Genomic DNA, 18935 nt, shown 5'->3' with positions numbered 1-18935 from the left:
AGACCACCTCTTTATCGTTTGCTTCAACAGATCAGTAACAACCTGCTCTCTCCGGGTTTTTCTGTTGGTGCACGGTGAATACAGGGAGGCACCTGGCTTTCAGGGTGATCAACCGCCAGCCTCCATAGGTGACCAAGCCCTAAGCTTATTGGCCGTGCATCAGGCGTAGCCTGGTAATGCAGATCAAAGAAATGGTCGCTTAAGAATGATTCAAAGCCTTCCGCTGCTCCATGATATAGTTTTTTGAGTTCATCACGTATCGCGGGAATAAGTACTTTCTTTTTGCCTTGTGAATTTGGTAATATTTCACTCGACTCACCATAGTAAGTGCATAAAAAGGTATCGGTTGGTATAGGAGAGCGATCTACATGAAAAGAATAAACATCGGTTGGAAAAAAAGGGAAGGTATCATCCCGGTCGTAGTAGCTGATCACATTGAGGATGGGCGATGCACCGTGAGCTTTCAATACCTCCAGGTCATGTAAAAGAATTTCACGGGCAAGTTGCCCTTGTTCACTCAGCTGAAGTTCATGAAGTTCCTCTTGTTCAATGGTCGTAATATTTCCGCTTAGCGCTACCTTTTTTACAATCTCAGAAAAATTACCTGTTAGTTGACGGGGCCAGCAAATCGCATTCATTTCTCCACTGAATGGCGTAGCAACAAGGTCCTGAAAATTCGTGACACGGTGAATTTGATGCTCTGCAGGAGATAAATCTGTCATGATAGTTAATATAAAGCAGCCGGTCAAGCCAGCTTTGATGAAGATAACAACAAAAAGCTAACCTCCAGCCATGTACAATAGGGGGGGAATTTACAAAAAAGAAAGAGCCTGCTCATTGAGCGGGCTTTTTATGTATGCCCGGTAGCAGTAAGTTTTCGAACCAAAACAAGCGTAATAACCATCCGCCCTGGTGCTTTCGTCTGACGGGCAGGAGCTTTCTTCTAACAAACACAATGTCAAGATATTATTTACAAAGTTTACACTTCTATTTACAATACAGATTCCTTAGGCTGAAATAAATCAAAGTATTTTTGTTGCACCAACTTGAAAGGATACGAAAAATAAAAAGGAATGCCTTAAACGGATCTGATTTATCAGAAGATAGATTTATGTTAATTAAACCTAAAAAATATGAAAAAAGTTATTTATGCGCTGATCTTACCGCTGGTGGTGGTAGGCGGACTAGTATTTGCCAATCGCGAAATCAAAAATGAAACGGCTAAAAAATCAGCCCCAAAGCCACTCTCTGCTGCTGAAATGAAAGCCGAATTAAAAAAATGGGAAGCCACCCCCGAGGGTATAAGGTTCAAAAAATGGAAAGCGTCTCCTGAAGGTCAAAAGGTGCTTGCCGGTGCGGCTAAAATAAAGAAGCAAACAAGTGCTTCTACCAATATGGAAGCTGTTGTAACCTCTCTTTCTCTTCCGCCAGGCTCACGATTAGGTTTCGGAGTGATGGTCAGGATTAATGGTGACGATTATATTCTTAGTTTTGGGCTGGAAAACGCTAATGAATTTCAGCAAATGCATAGCCTGAAGGTTAACGACAAAATAATTATAAGAAGTCATTTTGTATCGTACGCGCCCAAGTATTCATATCCAATTGTATCGGGCGACTATGTAGAACAAGATGGTAGAATAATTTATAAACGTGCTCCTCGCAAAGGTGGCTGCTGAGTAAAGTTATGATGGAAAGATCTTTACGGAATTTAAAGGTAAGAGAGGTATTCTTCAGCATCCCAAAAGAACAAAACTGATTCGAACAAAAAAGGCCTCAAGTCTAATGACTTAAAGCCTTTTTTAATTTCGTGCCCAGAACTGGATTCGAACCAGCACATCCTTGCGAACGCTGCGACCTGAACACAGTGCGTCTACCAATTTCGCCATCTGGGCATCGCTTGTCCCCATAAAAGGGATTGCAAAAGTAAACACTTTTTTAAACTAACCAAATTTTTTTTCAGGACATAAAAAAACGGCGCCTATAACAGGCGCCGTTCATCAATATATAAAAATTTATACCGCTACATTAAACTCACGCAGGGTGTCGTTCAAGCTGGTCTTCAGGTCTGTAGAGGCTTTACGCTGACCAATGATCAGTGCGCAGGATACCTGGTATTCGCCAGCAGGGAATTTCTTAGTGTAAGTTCCAGGAATTACCACGCTGCGGGCAGGTACACGGCCTTTGTATTCTATCGGCTCGCTGCCGCTTACGTCAATGATCTTGGTAGATTGCGTCAGCACTACATTGGCGCCCAATACCGCTTCTTTTTCCACAATAACGCCTTCTACCACAATGCAACGGGAGCCAATAAAGCAACCATCTTCAATGATTACAGGGCTGGCCTGTAACGGTTCCAGTACGCCGCCAATACCAACGCCACCGCTCAGGTGCACGTGTTTACCGATTTGTGCGCAGGAGCCTACTGTTGCCCAGGTATCTACCATCGTTCCTTCATCTACAAAAGCGCCGATGTTAACATAGGAAGGCATCAGGATACAGCCCTTGGCAATGAATGCGCCATAACGCGCTACTGCATGGGGAACTACTCTTACGCCGAGTTCTTTATAGTTCGACTTCAATCTCATTTTATCATAGAACTCAAATGGAGGCACCTCCATTGTTTCCATTGGCTGAACGGAGAAATACAGTAAAATAGCCTGTTTCACCCACTCATTCACCTGCCAGCCGTTTTCTGTTGGCGTCGCAACTCTCAGATGTCCTTTGTCTACCGCTTCTATCACCGCCTTAACTGCATCTGTGTACTGTGTCTCCTGTAAGAGGCTGCGATCAGCCCAGGCAGCCAGTATTTGTTGTTGTAAATCCATTTTTTTTATTTTTTGCAAACATAATACGTAGAAAATAAAATTACGAATTACAAAGAGGTATTTCCGGAAATCTTATCAGATATACGTAATTCGCCATCCGTAATCCGTAATTTTGCCTTTTGTGGAAGAAAGAACTTTATGAAAATAGGATTCGACGCCAAACGTGCATTCCAGAACGACACTGGTCTTGGGAATTATAGTCGTACCCTGATATCATCTCTGGTAAAGGATTTCCCGGAAGATGAATATTATCTGTTTGCCCCCAGGCAAACCGGTATGTACGATCTCAGTGCCCTGCCGGATCTTAAAGTAGTGGTGCCGGAAAACCCGTTGTACCGCTGGTTTAAGTCGGCCTGGCGCAGCCGTTTTGTGGTAAAGGACCTGTTGCGTTACCAGATCGGTATTTACCACGGCCTCAGTCATGAACTGCCTTTTGGTATTCATAAAAGCGGTATCAGGTCGGTAGTTACCATGCACGATCTTATTTTTGAAAGATACCCGGAGCAGTATAATCCTATTGATGTTATCACTTATCGCCGCAAGGCCCGCTACGCCTGCCAGCAGGCAGACAGGGTAGTGGCCATCAGCGAGCAGACAAAGCAGGACCTGATCACTTACTATCACACGCCTGCCGGTAAAATTGATGTGGTATACCAAAGCTGCGATCCCTCTTTTGCCATTACATACCCCGATGATGATATCGCCGCAATGGGCGCCAGGTACCGTTTGCCGTCCCAGTATTTCCTGTACGTGGGGTCGATTATTGAACGGAAAAACCTGTTAGGCATCGTAACGGCCATGAATACACTAAAAGGAACACTGGATTTTCCATTGGTGGTATTGGGCAATGGCAGTGGCTATAAAAAGAAAGTAAAAGCATACCTGGAAGCCAACGGGCTCACACAACAGGTGATTTTCCTCAATGAACAGGTACGGCTTAAAAACAGTGAGTTGCCTCTCCTGTACCAGGGCGCGGTAGCGCTTATCTATCCGTCTTTCTTTGAAGGATTCGGCATTCCCATACTGGAAGCCCTCTGGAGCCGTACACCGGTAATTACCTCCCACGGGTCCTGTTTTGCAGAAACAGCGGGAGATGCAGCCCTGTACGTAGATCCACGGGAGCCTGGCTCCATAGCTGACGCGATGAGGCAAATCATGGGAAATCCTTCCCTGGTAAGGCAAATGCAGGAAAAAGGATGGCAGCATGCACAGCGTTTTACCCCGGAAAAATGCGCCGCCGCCATGATGAAAGTATATAAACAATTAAATAAGGAAATATAAAATGTTTGAAGATGATATCAGTGCAGCCATGCCGGTGCTGCGTACCGGCGGACTTATCCTTTATCCTACAGACACCATCTGGGGTATCGGCTGCGATGCCACCGATGAAAAGGCCGTACAGAAAATTTATACCCTGAAAAAAAGGAGCGAAAGCAAAAGCCTGGTAGTATTGCTGGCCGATGTGAAAGACCTGCTGCATTATGTGGCAAATCCACGCCCCGATATGGCCGACATCATTGCCGGCTTTACCCGCCCTACCACTGTTATTTATGAAGGCGCACTCGGCCTGGCCCCCAACGTGATCAGCGAAGATGGCAGCATCGCCATCCGCATTGTAAAAGATCCTTTTTGCCGCCACCTGATCAAAAGATTACGCAAACCACTGGTGTCCACCTCCGCCAATGTCAGCGGGGAACCCTCGCCGGCCAGCTTCCGCGACGTGTCCGCCAGCATCCGGAATGGCGTGGATTATGTGGTGAACTACCGGCAAAACGATGAAACCCCCAGCGCCGCATCCAGGATAATCAGGATAAACAAAGATGGTTCAATCGTGATAATCCGGGATTAAAATCGTTTATTTATTACATTTGCGCCCTGGTTTCAGAGAAAGGAATAAAAATTAACAGGAATATTTAAATATGATCAGCAGCAAGCCGTTGGACATACCCTGCTCCCTGCAGGAAAGAAAAGTGCTGGAAAAGATAGCATTGGCCGCCCAGGAACTGGGCGTTCCCGCCTATCTGATCGGGGGCTTTGTGCGGGATAAACTGTTGGGAAGGAAAACAAAAGATATGGACATTGTTTGCGTAGGCGATGGCATCGCACTCGCACACAAAGTCGCAGCAAATTTAGGTGACAACATTCCCGTTAACTTCTTCAAAACCTATGGTACCGCCCAGGTTAAACTGAATGACCTGGAAATTGAATTCGTTGGCGCCCGCAAAGAAAGCTACCGCGAAGAATCCCGCAACCCCGAAGTGTCTGCCGGAACCCTGCAGGACGACCAGAACCGCCGCGATTTCACCATCAACGCAATGGCCATCAGCCTCCGGGATATCGATTATGGCTCCCTGCTCGACCCATTCGACGGCCTCGTGGACCTCGATAAGAAAATCATCCGGACGCCCCTGGCGCCCGCTCAAACATTCAGCGATGATCCCCTGCGCATGATGCGTGGCATCCGGTTTGCTTCCCAGCTGCAGTTTACCATCGAAGAAAGCACCTTTACCGCCATACAGGAAAATGCTGAACGGATCAGGATCATTTCCCAGGAAAGGATCTCCGATGAGTTCAATAAAATAATGCTCTCAACAAAACCCTCGGTAGGACTGGACCTCTTATATCAATCCGGCCTGCTCAAAATTATTTTCCCCCAAATGATAGATATGGTGGGAGTAGAGATGTACGAGGGAAAAGGGCACAAAGATAATTTTTATCATACCTTGCAGGTAGTAGACAATATATCGGAAAATACACGGGATCTTTGGCTTCGGTGGGCCGCATTGCTACACGATATCGGGAAACCCGCCACCAAAAAATTTGAACCCGGTCATGGCTGGACTTTTCACGGTCACGATGCGGTAGGTGGTAAAATGGTTCCCCGTATCTTCAGCAGGATGAAACTGCCAATGAGCGAAAAAATGAGATTGGTAAAGAAATTGGTAGAACTACACCTGCGTCCCATCAGTCTCACAAAAGAGAACATAACAGACTCGGCTATCCGGAGATTACTCTTCGATGCCGGAGACGATATAGAAGGACTGATGATGCTGTGCGAAGCGGATATTACCTCAAAAAATAAAACCAAGGTTAAGCGCTACCTCGAAAATTTTGAATTGGTCCGCAGACGCTTAAAAGAAGTGGAAGAGAGCGACCGGATCCGCAACTGGCAACCTCCTATAACCGGGGAGATGATTATGGAAACATTTGGGCTGAAACCTGGCAGGATCGTAGGCGATCTGAAAAGCGCCATCAGGGAAGCCATCCTGGATGGCGAAATCCCAAATACTTACGAGGCAGCATACGCTTTTTTATTGGAAAAAGCCGGCGCATTGAATCTAAGCCCGGTTAAATAAAATTGGTAATTTTACAATACCATAATAAAATACACTAGCATTCAGGATCCACCGCTCATTGCGGAGTGTTTAATCATTAAATAACTTATAACCTTTTTGTCATGCCGGTTTTGAAATTCAGAGTTTACTGGGAAGAAGATGAAAGTGTCTACAGGGACATTGCCATTAAGCCGAATCAGACGTTTTTATTATTTCACCAAGCAATTTTGCAGGCATTCGAATTTGATTCAAAACACAAAGCCACCTTTTTCCGCAGCAATGATAACTGGCAACGTGGCCGGGAAATCATCCTGGAAGCAGATAATCAACCCCGTAAAGCAGAACCCCTGCTCATGGCGGATACCATGATTGCTGCCGCAGTGAAAGATCCTAATCAGAAATTTATCTATCTCTACGATTTCGCCAAAAACTGGTCGTTCCTCGTAGAACTCATCGGCGTTTCCAAAGATGAAAACAGCAAAATGGTTTACCCTGCCTGCGTTCGCAAAGAAGGCCTGGCCCCCAGTCAATATGGCACCAAAGGCCTGGTAGGTGATAAACTCGTGGAAATGGAAGAAAAATATGACCTCAATAAAGAAGGTATGGACGCCGACGGCTTCGGCGAAGAAGGGGAAGAAAGCGACGCCTTAGGCGGCGATAGCACAGAAGAATTTGGCGGAGAAGAAGAAAATAACTTTTAAATAGAACTGTCAGTCATTTTAGGGATCTGTTTATTTTTTGCAGAGATTACCCGTTTCATCCACTTAGCTGAAATGGCCCGTCTCCCGGAAAAAATAAACAGATCCCTAAATATTTAGCGCAATACTTATGCAAAAAACCGTCATCATTATCGCAGGTCCCACCGCTTCTGGCAAAACAGCGTTGTCTGTTCAAATGGCACAACTGTTTAATACAGCAGTGATCTCTGCAGATTCCAGGCAATGCTACCGCGAAATCAGCATCGGTACAGCAAAGCCCTCCGCGGAAGAATTGTCGGCGGTTCCCCACTACTTCATCAATTCCCACAGCATCCGGGAAGACGTAAACGCAGGCGTTTACGAGAAACTGGCCCTGGGCTACGCCCGCGAAATCTTTGAGAAAAACGACGTAGCCATAATGTGCGGCGGCACCGGTCTTTATATCAGGGCCTTTGCGGAAGGAATCGACGATATGCCTGTCATTGCCCCGGGCATCCGCACTCACCTCAATGAACAGTATGCACAACACGGCCTCGCCTGGCTGCAGCAACAATTGCAGGAACGCGATCCCGGCTTCTATGCCACCGCCGAAACCCAAAACCCCCAACGCCTTATCCGCGCGCTGGAAGTGCTCGACGCCACCGGCCAATCTATCACCACCTTCCGCAGTGCTACCCGCTCCCCCCGCGATTTCCGGGTAATTAAAATAGGCATCACCCTGCCCAAAGAACAACTCCACCACAATATCCACCACCGCGTAGATACAATGATACACGCCGGCCTGGTGGAAGAAGTCCGCTCCGTTTTACCTTACCGCGAACACAATGCCCTCCGCACCGTAGGATACCAGGAAATATTCAGCTTCCTCGACGGCCACATCTCCCTCGATCAGGCCATCGACGATATTAAAACACATACCCGCCAGTACGCAAAACGGCAACTCACCTGGTTCAGGAAGGACCCGGCATTCACCTGGTTTGATCCGCGCAATACGGCAGATATCATGAACTACGTGCAGCAACAAGGCTAGTACGCATGCTCCGCGCAGGATTTTTCCACCAGTTGTAACGCCGCGGTATACATCTCCCGGAAAATAATTACGGACAACCACTGTACTGAAACCGAACATTTGCGATAAATATAAAATATATAAATCTCTTGTATTTAAAAGCCTGGTAACATGGCATTTTCTTGGCGGCACCGTGTCTGCACAGCTCACGAAAACAGTTGCTTATGTTTAAAAATTACCTGAAAACGGCCTGGCGCCACCTGCTGAAAAACAGGCGTTTTACGATCCTCAATCTCATTGGCCTGTCTACCGGTCTCGCCTGTACGTTGCTGATTTGTTTGTGGGTATACGATGAACTCAGCATTGATCACTTCCATAAAAACGACCACCACCTTTTCCAGGTAATGGAAAATCAGCCACACGAAAAAGGCATTACCACCTCCAACGGAACACCCGCACTGCTGGCGGATGCGTTGAAAGCAAATATGCCTGAAGTGGAAAATGCTACCGTGAGCACACCGCCATCCTGGTTCCCTAAAATAGCGCTGACCACCGGCAACAAAAGCACGAAATCCGCCGGCATATTTGCAGGTCAGGATTATCTCCAGGTATTCTCCTATCCATTGCTGCAGGGAAACAGCCGGCAGGTACTACAAGACAAAAACAGCATCGTCATCTCTTCTAAGCTTGCACAAACACTGTTTGGTACAACCGATGCACTGGGTAAAACCATCACCTGGCAGGTAGACCGGTTCAAAAAAGTCAGCACTGTTTCCGGCGTGTTAGATGAGCTCCCCACCAATACTTCCACCCAATTCGATTGCCTGCTGCCATTCGATGCATTCCGGGAAATCATGAACATCACGGCGCTGGACCCGCAGGGACCGTTCAATACCTTTCTTGTTATGAAAGAAGGCGCCGATATCCCCGCGTTTAATGCAAAGCTGAGCAGCTTCATGACTGGTCTTACCAAGGGAAGCACTACACCCCGCAACCTGTTCCTGCAGCGCTACAGCGATCATTACCTGCATGGCAATTATGAAAACGGTGTGGCTGCCGGTGGCAGGATCAGCTACGTGAAATTATTCTCCCTCATCGCACTTTTTATCCTGGTAATTGCCTGCATTAACTTTGTAAACCTCTCCACCGCACAGGCTTCCGGCAGAATGAAAGAGATGGGGATCCGCAAAACAATAGGCGCCAACCGCCTGGCGCTGGTACTGCAATACCTCGGTGAATCCATGCTGATGACTATTCTCGCGCTGGGCATCGCATTACTACTGGTGGCACTGCTGCTGCCGGAATTCAATCGTATCACCGGCAAAGCATTGTCTTTCTCGCTAAGTGGCACAATGGTGGGTATCATTACTGGTATCGCGCTGCTGACGGGCATCCTGGCGGGTGGCTACCCGGCGTTGTATTTGTCCGGATTTAATCCTCTGCCAGTGCTAAAAGGAAAGGTGCCGGGATCACCGGGGCAATTGATGGCACGCAAAGGCCTGGTGGTATTCCAGTTTACACTCTCAGTTTTATTTATGGTGGGCGTAATTACAGTATACCGGCAAATAGCTTATGTGCAGGATAAAAATCCTGGTTACGACAAAGACAACGTCGTATACTTCGATGTGGAAGGGAAAGTGCCGGAACATATACCTGAATTCCTGTCAGCGTTGAAAAGAATACCAGGCGTGGTGAATGCCTCTGCTATGGTAGGGAATGTGCTGGGCGCGCCTTCCACAGGGTGCACCTGGAAGGGCAGGGGCACCACGGAAACTATTATGTGCCGTCCGTTTATGGTGAACTACGATATGATAGAAACCTTGGGCATCGAAATGGCAGCTGGAAGGTCCTTTTCCCGCGACTACGGTGCAGATGATTCCAGGATCATTTTTAATGAAGCTGCTATCAAGGCAATGGGAATTGATAATCCTGTAGGCAAGGTGATAGAATTTAACGGGATGAAAACGGAGATAGCAGGCGTAGTGAAGAACTTTCATTTTCAATCTATGCACGAAGTTATCAGCCCGTTGTTTTTCCGGCTGGATTCTCTGAACAGCACGGTAATGGTAAAAGTAAAAGCCGGGCAAACAAAAGCAGTGTTGGATGCACTGGCTGCCTTCTACCAGCACTATAACCCCGGGTTTGCGTTCGATTATAAGTTTCTCGATGAAGATTACCAGGCGCAATATACAGCGGAGAAAAGAGTGGCCGCCTTATCAAAATATTTTACTGCACTGGCTATCCTGATATCCTGTCTGGGCCTGTTTGGACTGGCCACCTTTACCGCCGAAAGCAGGCGTAAGGAAATCAGCATCCGCAAAGTATTGGGCGCTACCGCTACCCATGTAATGATGATGTTGTCGGGGGAATTTCTGCGGTCGGTACTGATAGCCGTGCTGATTGGTTTGCCGCTGGCATGGTATTGCATGGACCGGTGGTTGCATAGCTTTGCTTATCACATCGAGGTGGGAGCCGGCGTGTCGCTGCTGGTAGGGATTACGATTGTTGGAATCACTTTACTCACAGTGAGCTTCCAGGCGATCCGGGCAGCGTTGGAAAACCCGGTGAAGAATCTGAAGGCGGAGTAATAGACGATACATAAAAAAAAGCCGTGGTGAATTACACCACGGCTTTTTTTATGTATCGTAAAATGAGGTTGCTTAAAATTTAAATCCTACTGTCAGTACAATGTTGCTTCTGGTAAAATCCAGTGTTGCCGCCGCAGGACTCAGCTGTGCGTCGTACACAGTGTAAGGCTGGTACCTGTCTTTGCCCTGGGTGTAGCTGTAGGTAGCATCTGCATAAAGACCTTTATTGCGGAAGCCAATACCACCGCTGTACACTTTGCGGGAAGCGTTTACGCCTGCGTTGTATTTATCATCGCTGTATGGATTGCCATAGGAAGCAAAACCCGCCCTTACCGCGTATATCGCCATAAATTTAACCTCGGCGCCTACACGAATATTGGAAGTAGATTTATACACCGCGCTGATGTTATCGTTCAGGTTTTTTTCCCCGGCCCTGTCGTCACTCATCCTGAATTTACCGGAAGGGGTATTCACGAATTCGTAATCAGCTGTAATAAAGCCCTGGGGGCTTTGTGGTTCCTGCAGGTTACCAAAAAAGTAAGATGCGCCCGCTGCCGCGCGTAAAGGCGCAGTGTAGTTGTAGTCGTATTCTACAGGATAACCTTCTGTTTGATCAAAGGAAGTAGAACCCTGTTCACCACGACCATCTTCTATATCTGAGTACAGTTCCGAACTGTAGCTGTCATGAAGGGAATACCAGGTAGGGGTAGCGAAAGTACCACCAAGTCTGAAATGATCAGACACTTTATACAGGATACCAATTTTACCGCCAACGCCTAAGCCGGTACGTTTCAGGTCCTTGTAATAATCGAAGTAGCCAAAGTCGTTGCCTTTGTTACTGCTGGCGTCATCTTCTGACCAGGCGAGTGATTCTTTATAATTAATGCTCGGCAGGTTTAAGCTGGCGCCGATATACAGGCGATCGCCGTAGTTACCGCCGATAGCAAAAGTGTATTCATTCAAACCACCTTCTGTTTTCAGGGTACCTCTTTGCTGGATGCCTTCCGTAAGACCACCTATTTGCCTGGAAGGGGAGGCCAGTGTCATGGGTTCTTTGTTACCGCCGGTAGGCTGGTAGTCAGCCAGTAACCCGGTACTGAATCCCAGATCTGTGCCCAGTGCCTGTGTGGAGGTACTGCCATCGAATATATCATCTACAAAACGGTCGGAATAAGAAGACAAGGTATTGTGACCTGCAATGGCAATTTCGTTGTTGTAATTGGCCAGTCGTTCCATACCCAGTGAAAAGGTAATGTTGTTCCAGGTACTGCTGCCGCTATTCTTATTGGTAGCCATAATGAGCCCGATGGATGGCAGCTGGAAATTGCTGCGGTTCCCTTTATTATCAAGCTGGCTGTTGCCCAGGTAATTGGAGGTATTTTGAGAGATGCCTACGCCACCCGAAATATGAAATTCGCCGGTCTTAAAAATGGCAATACCTGCCGGGTTAATATGAGCAGATGAATAATCTCCTCCAAGGCCCACACCTGCACCGCCCAGCGCCTGGGTCCTGGCTGTACCGTGAGGCTGCAGGGGGGAGTAAAGTAATGCGTCGTTGGAACTCTGGCCCATGGCTGTTACAGATATAAACAAGCCACCTAAAAGAGGATAAAGTCTTTTAATCATAATCTGTATTCTTAAAATGAGATTTGCTTGCAGGTTAATTTAACGGTTACTAACGCTTGCCGCGATAAGTATAACGTGCTGAACTGGCAAAACGTGTGCGAGATAAAAAATAAGCGTAGGTTTTTAGGCTACGCTTATCTTGTAAATGATTTTATTTATTAACGGCCTCCTCTGGATGGACGGCTGTAGCCACCACCACCGCCGCCACCGGAATTACCACCACCTACGCGACCACCGCCGGAACTAGGAGTGTAACTTGGAGCCGGAGTAGGAGCAGGTCTGCTGTACTCTGTTCTCTGCGGACGGGAATAACCGCCGCCATTGTTGCTGCTGCCGCTGTTGTTCTGGTAAGAAGGCCTGGTTACAGGTCTTTCAGAACTGGACTGCTGGAATACACGGCGTGGTCTTTCACCATTGGATGTACCGCCATTGGCAGGTTGGAAAGTACCGGTTCTGGAAGGACGGGTGTAACCGCCGCCGCCTGTGCCGCCACTGTTGGTATAATCTGCCCTGCGAACTCTTTCGTTACCGCCTCTTACGGAACCATAGGAGTTGGAAGGACGTGTGGTATAATGTCCGTAATAACCGCCACCACCGTAGTAACCACCGTGGCCATAGTAGCCGCCGTAGTACGGGTAGTAGTAAGAAGGCCAGTAGCTGCCTACGTATGGATAACCCCATCCGCCATAGAAGCCGGTGCTCCAGGGGCTGTAGTAACCACCCATTCCCCAGCCGAATCCAAGGCCCAAACCAAAGGAAGGACCATAAAAGCTGCTGTATGGGCTGTAACCTAAACCAAAGCCGCTACCGTATCCCATACCAAAGCCACTGCTCATGTAAAGGTTGGAGGCTGCATTGTAACCATCCCAGTAATCACCGGAATAGTTGCTGCCACTGCCAAATCTGTTCAGGCGACGTTGATAGTCACCCTGGTCATCGTCCTGGTAAGTTACATAGGTACCGCCATCATCCTGCGTTCCTTCAACATAGTTGGCATCGTTTTCATCCTGGCGGCTGTTGCCGTTCGAACCGTTGCTGGAGGCATAGGTACGCTGCTGCTGACGCGGAGAATAGTATACATCATCCGGAGTCTGAGCCGTTTTATAGGTACTGGAACACGCTCCCAGTGCGAGCGATGCGGCCAGTCCAATGTATAATATAGGCTTCATTTGAAATATGTTTTAAGCGTGATTCGTGTAGTAAATTTACTTCTTTTAAACGGAATTAACAGGAAGAAAGTTACAATAACACAGACTATGTTATATTATTTTATGATAAGTGTTTGCAACGTTATGTTTTTCATCTATGTTTGTGGAATTTTCTTCTTAATATAAATGGACAAAAACTAAGCCAATCCAGCCTTTGGCACCCGGCGGATAGGTTTAATTTTGTCTCGACAAATTGAACCGGAACTAGCTTAAAAATAACGGTATATAAATAATGTAAATTTTTTATGAGTAAAGAGATAACGGCCCGCTCGGAAGACTATTCAAAGTGGTATAACGACCTGGTATTGAAAGGCGGACTGGCAGATTATTCTGCAGTAAAAGGATGTATGGTCATCAAACCATACGGATTTGCTTTGTGGGAAGCCATGCGCGATGTACTGGACCGCAAATTCAAAGAAACCGGTCACCAGAACGCCTATTTCCCGCTGTTCATCCCCAAAAGCTTTTTAAGTAAAGAAGCTGCGCACGTGGAAGGATTCGCCAAAGAATGCGCCGTAGTAACCCACTACCGCCTCAAAAACGATCCCAACGGCGGCGGCGTAATCGTAGATCCCGATGCCAAACTGGCGGAAGAACTGATCGTTCGCCCCACTTCTGAAACTATTATCTGGAATACTTATAAAGATTGGATACAGTCGTACCGCGACTTACCCCTCCTGATCAACCAGTGGGCAAATGTTGTGCGCTGGGAAATGCGTACCCGCCTGTTTCTCCGTACCACGGAGTTCCTCTGGCAGGAAGGCCATACCGCCCACGCCACTGCACAGGAAGCCATCGAGGAAACAGAACAGATGCTGAATATCTATGCTGATTTCGCAGAAAACTATATGGCCGTGCCTGTTGTACGCGGACTGAAATCGCCGAGCGAAAGATTTGCAGGCGCCGTGGAAACCTACTGCGTGGAAGCCATGATGCAGGATGGTAAAGCCTTACAGGCCGGTACCTCTCACTTCCTGGGACAAAATTTTGCCAAAGCATTCGACGTACAGTTCTCTAATAAAGAAAATAAACTGGAACATGTGTGGGCCACCTCCTGGGGCGTGTCTACCCGCCTGATCGGCGCACTCATCATGGTGCACAGCGATGATGAAGGCCTCGTAATGCCGCCAAAAATTGCACCTGTACAGGTAGTGATTGTGCCTATTTACAAAGGACCTGATCAGAAAGCAGGACTCGATGAAAAAGTAAATGTCATCGTTAAGGAACTGAGAAGCGCCGGTATCAGCGTGAAATACGATGATTCCGATAACAACCGCCCGGGCTGGAAGTTTGCCGAATACGAAATGAAAGGCGTACCGGTTCGTATAGCCATTGGCGCGAGAGATCTCGAAAACAATGTGGCCGAAGTAACCCGCCGCGACACCAGGGAAAAAATGAGCTTGTCGCTCGATGGTTTATCAACCCGCATCACGGAATTGCTCGACGAAATACAACTCAACCTGTTCAACAAAGCAAAAGCTTACCGCGATAGTCATATCACCCGTGTAGATACTTTTGAAGAATTTGAGAAAGTGCTGGACGAAAAAGGCGGCTTCGTATCTGCTCACTGGGATGGTACCACCGAAACAGAAGAACAGATCAAAGATCGCACAAAAGCTACGATACGCTGTATTCCGCTCAACAACCCGCAGGAAGCCGGCACGTGTATCCTGACCGGGAAGCCATCTAAAGAAAGGGTGCTTTTCGCAAGAGCGTACTAGGAAAGAAGTTTCATATTAAGTATTACGGGGCCGGATTTTTGCGGGTGTTTTCCGGAAAAATCCGTAACTCGTAATACTTACAGGTAATACTCCTGCAATAAACCATTAAACTCCGATGCCCTTGAGCCGTTTTATAATGTTATGGGGGTTGGTCTTCTTTTGCACTGTTACAACAACCCTCGCGCAGGGGCTGATGATCCGTAACTATAATGTAAAGGACGGACTGGCCAACGCTACTGTTTATGCTGCTACGCAGGATAAAGACGGTTTCATATGGTTTGCAACTCCTACCGGCGTCAGTAAATTTGATGGTAAAAGATTCCGTAACTACGCCAAAAAAGACGGTCTCACAGACAACGAGGTAGTGAAACTCGCCGCCGACTCCAGGGGAAGGGTATGGTTTTTCACCCTCAACGGAAAACCTTCGTTCTATAAGAAATCAGTGATTCATAACGAAGAAAATGATTCCTCCCTCATTTTTAACAGCCGTAGTCACTATATGCAGTATGCATTTGAAGGCAAAGGCGGTTATATCTGGTTCCTCAACAGCAACAACAGGATTGTTCAATACAACGGTAAAGAAATAATCTATGATAAACTGGGCGCCTCGGGATCAGACCTGTACTTCCTGATGCGGAACGACAGCATCTTCCACCCGCTGCAGGCCTCCTTTCACCTCGAAAGCCTGCGCGACCCCAGTAATTCCAAGCAAGAGATTTATAACGCATCGCCGTACCCGCTGGATGATTCCGCGTTTCACAACCGTATAAACGGAAGCGCCATTGTAATTATCCGGAACACGCTTTACTCCTACACCGCAAAGGATGCCGTGTGTTTTTTTAACGGCGCAGAATGGGGTATTAAAGATGATATCAGCCACATATGTATTGATAACGATAACCTGTGGATTGGCACCCAGCGCGCCTTGTATTACCTGAAAGATTATTTTAAAGGAGAACGGCAGATCACCCGGCTGCTGGATAATCACTTCATTACCTCCCTGCTGAAGGATAGGGACGGCAACATCTGGATCACCACTTTTGGAGACGGCGTGTATAACATCCCCTACAAAAACTTTTACTTCAGCTATCTCGATAATACCAACGGACTTTATTCACATTCCATTTTCAGTATCAGCAAAGACAAGAAAAGCGACCTGCTGCTGATCGGGCAGAATGCCGGCGTTCTCAATACAATGGATGCGGAAAACAGTATCCGGCAATACACAGTGGATACCACTTCCGGCCGTAACAGCGTACTTTCCATTACCCCGTATACCAACGATAATGTACTCATTGGCACCGATAACGGATTGTACAAGTTTAATACCCTGTCCCGGAAAACAACACTGTTAAAATCCGTGAGAATGCTGAAAGATGTGGATGTGTCGCCTTCCGGGAAGATAAGGATTGCTGCAAAAAACCAGGTAGTAGCACTGGATGATTATGCCATCAGCGACCTAGATATGCTGGTTACTTCGCTGGCAAGCATCAACGACTCCGCTTATTACGTTGGAACCAACGCAGGCCTGTTTTTTTGCACAGACGGCAGGCGGCAACTGTTGCCAGCCGGTGCAGATACCCTGCGGAAGGTAAGTATCAAGGATCTTAAATGGATTGATGGCTCCCTCTGGATTGGTACCAGCGACCAGGGGATTTACGTGATGCAAAATGACAACGTCATCAAACACCTGTCCACCGCCAACAACCTGGCCAGCGATATCTGTCAGCAGCTTTACTACGATGGCGTGGGCCGGCTGTATGTGGCCACCAACCGCGGAGTGTCCGTGATTGATGTAAAAACGCAGACGATTACACGTAATATCACCTCCAGCGACGGCCTGATGTCGGACGATATCCGCGGCGTATATGCCGATAATGATACCCTCTTCATCGCTACCTCCAATGGCCTGTGTTCTTTTAATGCGGATCATATCCCGGTGGATACCGTGCCGCCGGTGATTTACCTGAATAACATCCGCTATGGCGACAGCACCTTCCTCGCCTCCAATAGCTTTGTACACCTGTATCAGCGCAAAGCGTCATTTGAAGCGGAATTCGGTACCATCGTTTTTGACCTGCCGGAGCTGGTGGAATACCAGTATAATTTTTCCGGAGATACCACCAGCGGCTGGGTAACCACCATGTCTAACATCATTCCGTTCCCCGACCTGCAGCCAGGGAATTACACCCTTATGATAAGGGCAAGAAAATATAAGAGCGACTGGTCAAAGCCGGTGAGCATAGATGTGAACATACTACCCAGGTGGTACCAGCAATGGTGGGCAAGAGGCATCCTCCTGCTGGCTGGTTTGCTGGTGGTGCTGATCGGTTTACGGTATATCATCAGGCGGATTAAACAGGCGGAAAAGCGTAAAACAGAGTACAACCGGCGCATTGCGGAGTTGGAAGCCAAGGCGCTGACCAACCAGATGAACCCACATTTTATTTTTAATTCGCTGAACTCCGTTCAACACCTTATATTGGAGAAGGAAGAGAAACAAGCGCTGAATTTCCTGGCAGACTTTGCTACGCTCATGAGGCAGATGCTCAACAACTCCAGGAAATCGTATATATCACTGGAAGAAGAAATCGCTTTCCTGACCCGTTACCTGGAGTTGGAAAAGATCCGGTTTGCACATTCCTTTACCTATCACTTTATCATGGAGGATGCTTTGAAGGAGTATACCATCTACATCCCACCCATGATTATTCAGCCGATAGTGGAAAATGCCATTAAACACGGATTGGCGCCCAAAAATATCAGCGGTTACCTGGAAATCCGCCTGGAAATGGTGGACGACCTGTTATATTGTTCGGTAGATGATGACGGAATAGGTTGGGATAAGTCAAATAGCATTAAAAGTTCAAGGCTCATTAAACACGAGTCTACTGCACTTAGCGTGATTAAAGAGCGGTTGCAGATTATAAAATCTTTTAATGGAAGTGTTGGAAAGTTAGAAATTATTGATAAATTTAAATCTGGTTTCGGCAATAAGGAAGGTACCTTAGTTGAAATACTGATTCCCATTGTTAAGATGTTATGAGTAATATAAAAGCTGCCATTGTAGACGATGAAGTCCGCAACATTCATATTTTACGCAATATACTCGAGAACTACTGCAAAGATGTGACAGTTGTCGGTGAGGCGCAGAATATCAATGAGGCGGCAGAAATGATAAAAAATAACCCCATTGATGTTCTGTTTCTTGACATTGAGATGCCACCACACAATGGATTTCAGCTACTGGAAATGTTTCCGGTACTGAATTTTGAAGTTATTTTTATCACCGCTTTCCAGGAATATGCACTGCAGGCAATTAAATTTGCTGCGCTGGATTACCTGTTGAAACCAATCAAGGTCAGTGAAGTGGAAGATGCACTTGAAAAAGTGAAGAAAAGCAAGAAGGGGCGACTCAACGAGCTGGCATCCATACTGAAAGACTACGTAAAGAACAACGATAACGCCTTCTCAAAGATCGTTATACCGGTGAACGACGGGTATAATGTAATCGATCTGAAGGATATTATTTATTGTGAAGCCTTTGACAGCTATACTAAAATTCAGCTGATCAACAACGTATCTCACCTGATCTCCAAATCATTGAAGGAATATGAGGAAATGCTGTCCGATAAAGGTTTTTACCGGGTGCATAAGTCCTTCCTCATTAATATTCATCACATCGTGAAAATCATCAAAGGGCTGGGAACAGCCGTGGTGATGAGCGATCAGAAGAATATTCCTATCTCTTCCCGTAAAAAGGACGAGTTCTTTACCCAGCTGAAAGGGGTAATTAATCTCTGATATTCTTAATTTACTTTAATTATTAAAGCCGGTGAGCCATCGCTTAACCGGCTTTTTTATGCGTTGCCTAAGCCAATTCTCCTGTTTACGGATTACCCCGCCAACTTATCAGATACTTATA

Annotated in this window: 14 protein-coding genes and 1 tRNA gene; 10 read left to right on the top strand and 5 right to left on the bottom strand. The window is 46.9% G+C overall.

The annotated features are described in order from the left end of the window. Positions 1-23: 23 nt before the first annotated feature. Positions 24-722 (bottom strand): hypothetical protein, encoded by a 699-nt coding sequence (locus QFZ48_RS02475; RefSeq protein WP_429046032.1) that lies wholly within the window; start codon positions 720-722, stop codon positions 24-26. A gap of 411 nt (positions 723-1133) precedes the next feature. Here QFZ48_RS02475 and QFZ48_RS02470 point away from each other — a divergent pair, with 411 nt between their 5' ends. Next, positions 1134-1676, top strand: a complete 543-nt coding sequence (locus QFZ48_RS02470; RefSeq protein ID WP_429046034.1) for a hypothetical protein — start codon at positions 1134-1136, stop codon at positions 1674-1676. A 132-nt stretch (positions 1677-1808) separates the two neighbouring features. Here QFZ48_RS02470 and QFZ48_RS02465 read toward each other — a convergent pair. Together QFZ48_RS02465 and QFZ48_RS02460 are read right to left on the bottom strand one after the other, a co-directional pair. Continuing rightward, positions 1809-1892: transfer RNA gene (locus QFZ48_RS02465), tRNA-Leu, on the bottom strand. A 120-nt stretch (positions 1893-2012) separates the two neighbouring features. After that, positions 2013-2825, bottom strand: a complete 813-nt coding sequence (locus QFZ48_RS02460) for a 2,3,4,5-tetrahydropyridine-2,6-dicarboxylate N-succinyltransferase (RefSeq protein WP_429046036.1) — start codon at positions 2823-2825, stop codon at positions 2013-2015. Positions 2826-2963: 138 nt separating this feature from the next. Between QFZ48_RS02460 and QFZ48_RS02455 the strand changes: the two genes are divergently transcribed. From QFZ48_RS02455 to QFZ48_RS02430, 6 genes are all read left to right on the top strand, one after another. Further along, a complete protein-coding gene (locus QFZ48_RS02455) occupies positions 2964-4106 on the top strand; it encodes a glycosyltransferase family 4 protein (RefSeq protein WP_429046037.1) in 1143 nt (380 codons plus the stop codon). Between the two features lies 1 nt (position 4107). Next, positions 4108-4674, top strand: coding sequence for an L-threonylcarbamoyladenylate synthase (locus QFZ48_RS02450; protein WP_429046039.1), 567 nt, complete (start codon positions 4108-4110; stop codon positions 4672-4674). A gap of 70 nt (positions 4675-4744) precedes the next feature. Continuing rightward, positions 4745-6181 (top strand): CCA tRNA nucleotidyltransferase, encoded by a 1437-nt coding sequence (locus QFZ48_RS02445; protein ID WP_429046041.1) that lies wholly within the window; start codon positions 4745-4747, stop codon positions 6179-6181. A 101-nt stretch (positions 6182-6282) separates the two neighbouring features. After that, on the top strand, positions 6283-6861 hold the full coding sequence (locus QFZ48_RS02440; RefSeq protein ID WP_370912713.1) for an IS1096 element passenger TnpR family protein: 579 nt from the start codon (positions 6283-6285) through the stop codon (positions 6859-6861). Positions 6862-6988: 127 nt separating this feature from the next. Continuing rightward, positions 6989-7888: a tRNA (adenosine(37)-N6)-dimethylallyltransferase MiaA gene (gene miaA / locus QFZ48_RS02435; protein WP_429046043.1), complete on the top strand. Its 900-nt coding sequence runs from the start codon at positions 6989-6991 to the stop codon at positions 7886-7888. 203 nt (positions 7889-8091) lie between these two features. Continuing rightward, entirely contained in the window at positions 8092-10455 is a 2364-nt protein-coding gene (locus QFZ48_RS02430) for an ABC transporter permease (RefSeq protein WP_429060987.1), read from the top strand. A gap of 72 nt (positions 10456-10527) precedes the next feature. Here QFZ48_RS02430 and QFZ48_RS02425 read toward each other — a convergent pair whose 3' ends face one another. After that, positions 10528-12081, bottom strand: a complete 1554-nt coding sequence (locus QFZ48_RS02425) for an OmpP1/FadL family transporter (protein ID WP_370912710.1) — start codon at positions 12079-12081, stop codon at positions 10528-10530. Between the two features lie 158 nt (positions 12082-12239). Beyond that, positions 12240-13250 (bottom strand): hypothetical protein, encoded by a 1011-nt coding sequence (locus QFZ48_RS02420; protein ID WP_429046046.1) that lies wholly within the window; start codon positions 13248-13250, stop codon positions 12240-12242. 284 nt (positions 13251-13534) lie between these two features. Between QFZ48_RS02420 and proS the strand changes: the two genes are divergently transcribed. The 3 genes from proS (at position 13535) to QFZ48_RS02405 (ending at position 18814) form a co-directional block, all read left to right on the top strand. Next, positions 13535-15010 carry a proline--tRNA ligase gene (proS, locus tag QFZ48_RS02415; protein WP_429060985.1) on the top strand — a complete coding sequence of 492 codons (1476 nt, stop codon included), beginning with the start codon at positions 13535-13537 and terminating at the stop codon, positions 15008-15010. A gap of 121 nt (positions 15011-15131) precedes the next feature. Further along, entirely contained in the window at positions 15132-18056 is a 2925-nt protein-coding gene (locus QFZ48_RS02410; RefSeq protein WP_429046049.1) for a histidine kinase, read from the top strand. Next, a complete protein-coding gene (locus tag QFZ48_RS02405; protein WP_078672331.1) occupies positions 18053-18814 on the top strand; it encodes a LytR/AlgR family response regulator transcription factor in 762 nt (253 codons plus the stop codon). The genes QFZ48_RS02410 and QFZ48_RS02405 overlap by 4 nt, the downstream gene beginning before the upstream one ends. Positions 18815-18935 lie beyond the last annotated feature (121 nt).

This window comes from Chitinophaga sp. W2I13 (assembly GCF_050434005.1).
GTDB lineage: Bacteria > Bacteroidota > Bacteroidia > Chitinophagales > Chitinophagaceae > Chitinophaga.
The sequence above is the reverse complement of the archived record's forward strand: the minus strand, read 5'-3'. Positions and strand labels throughout refer to the sequence as shown.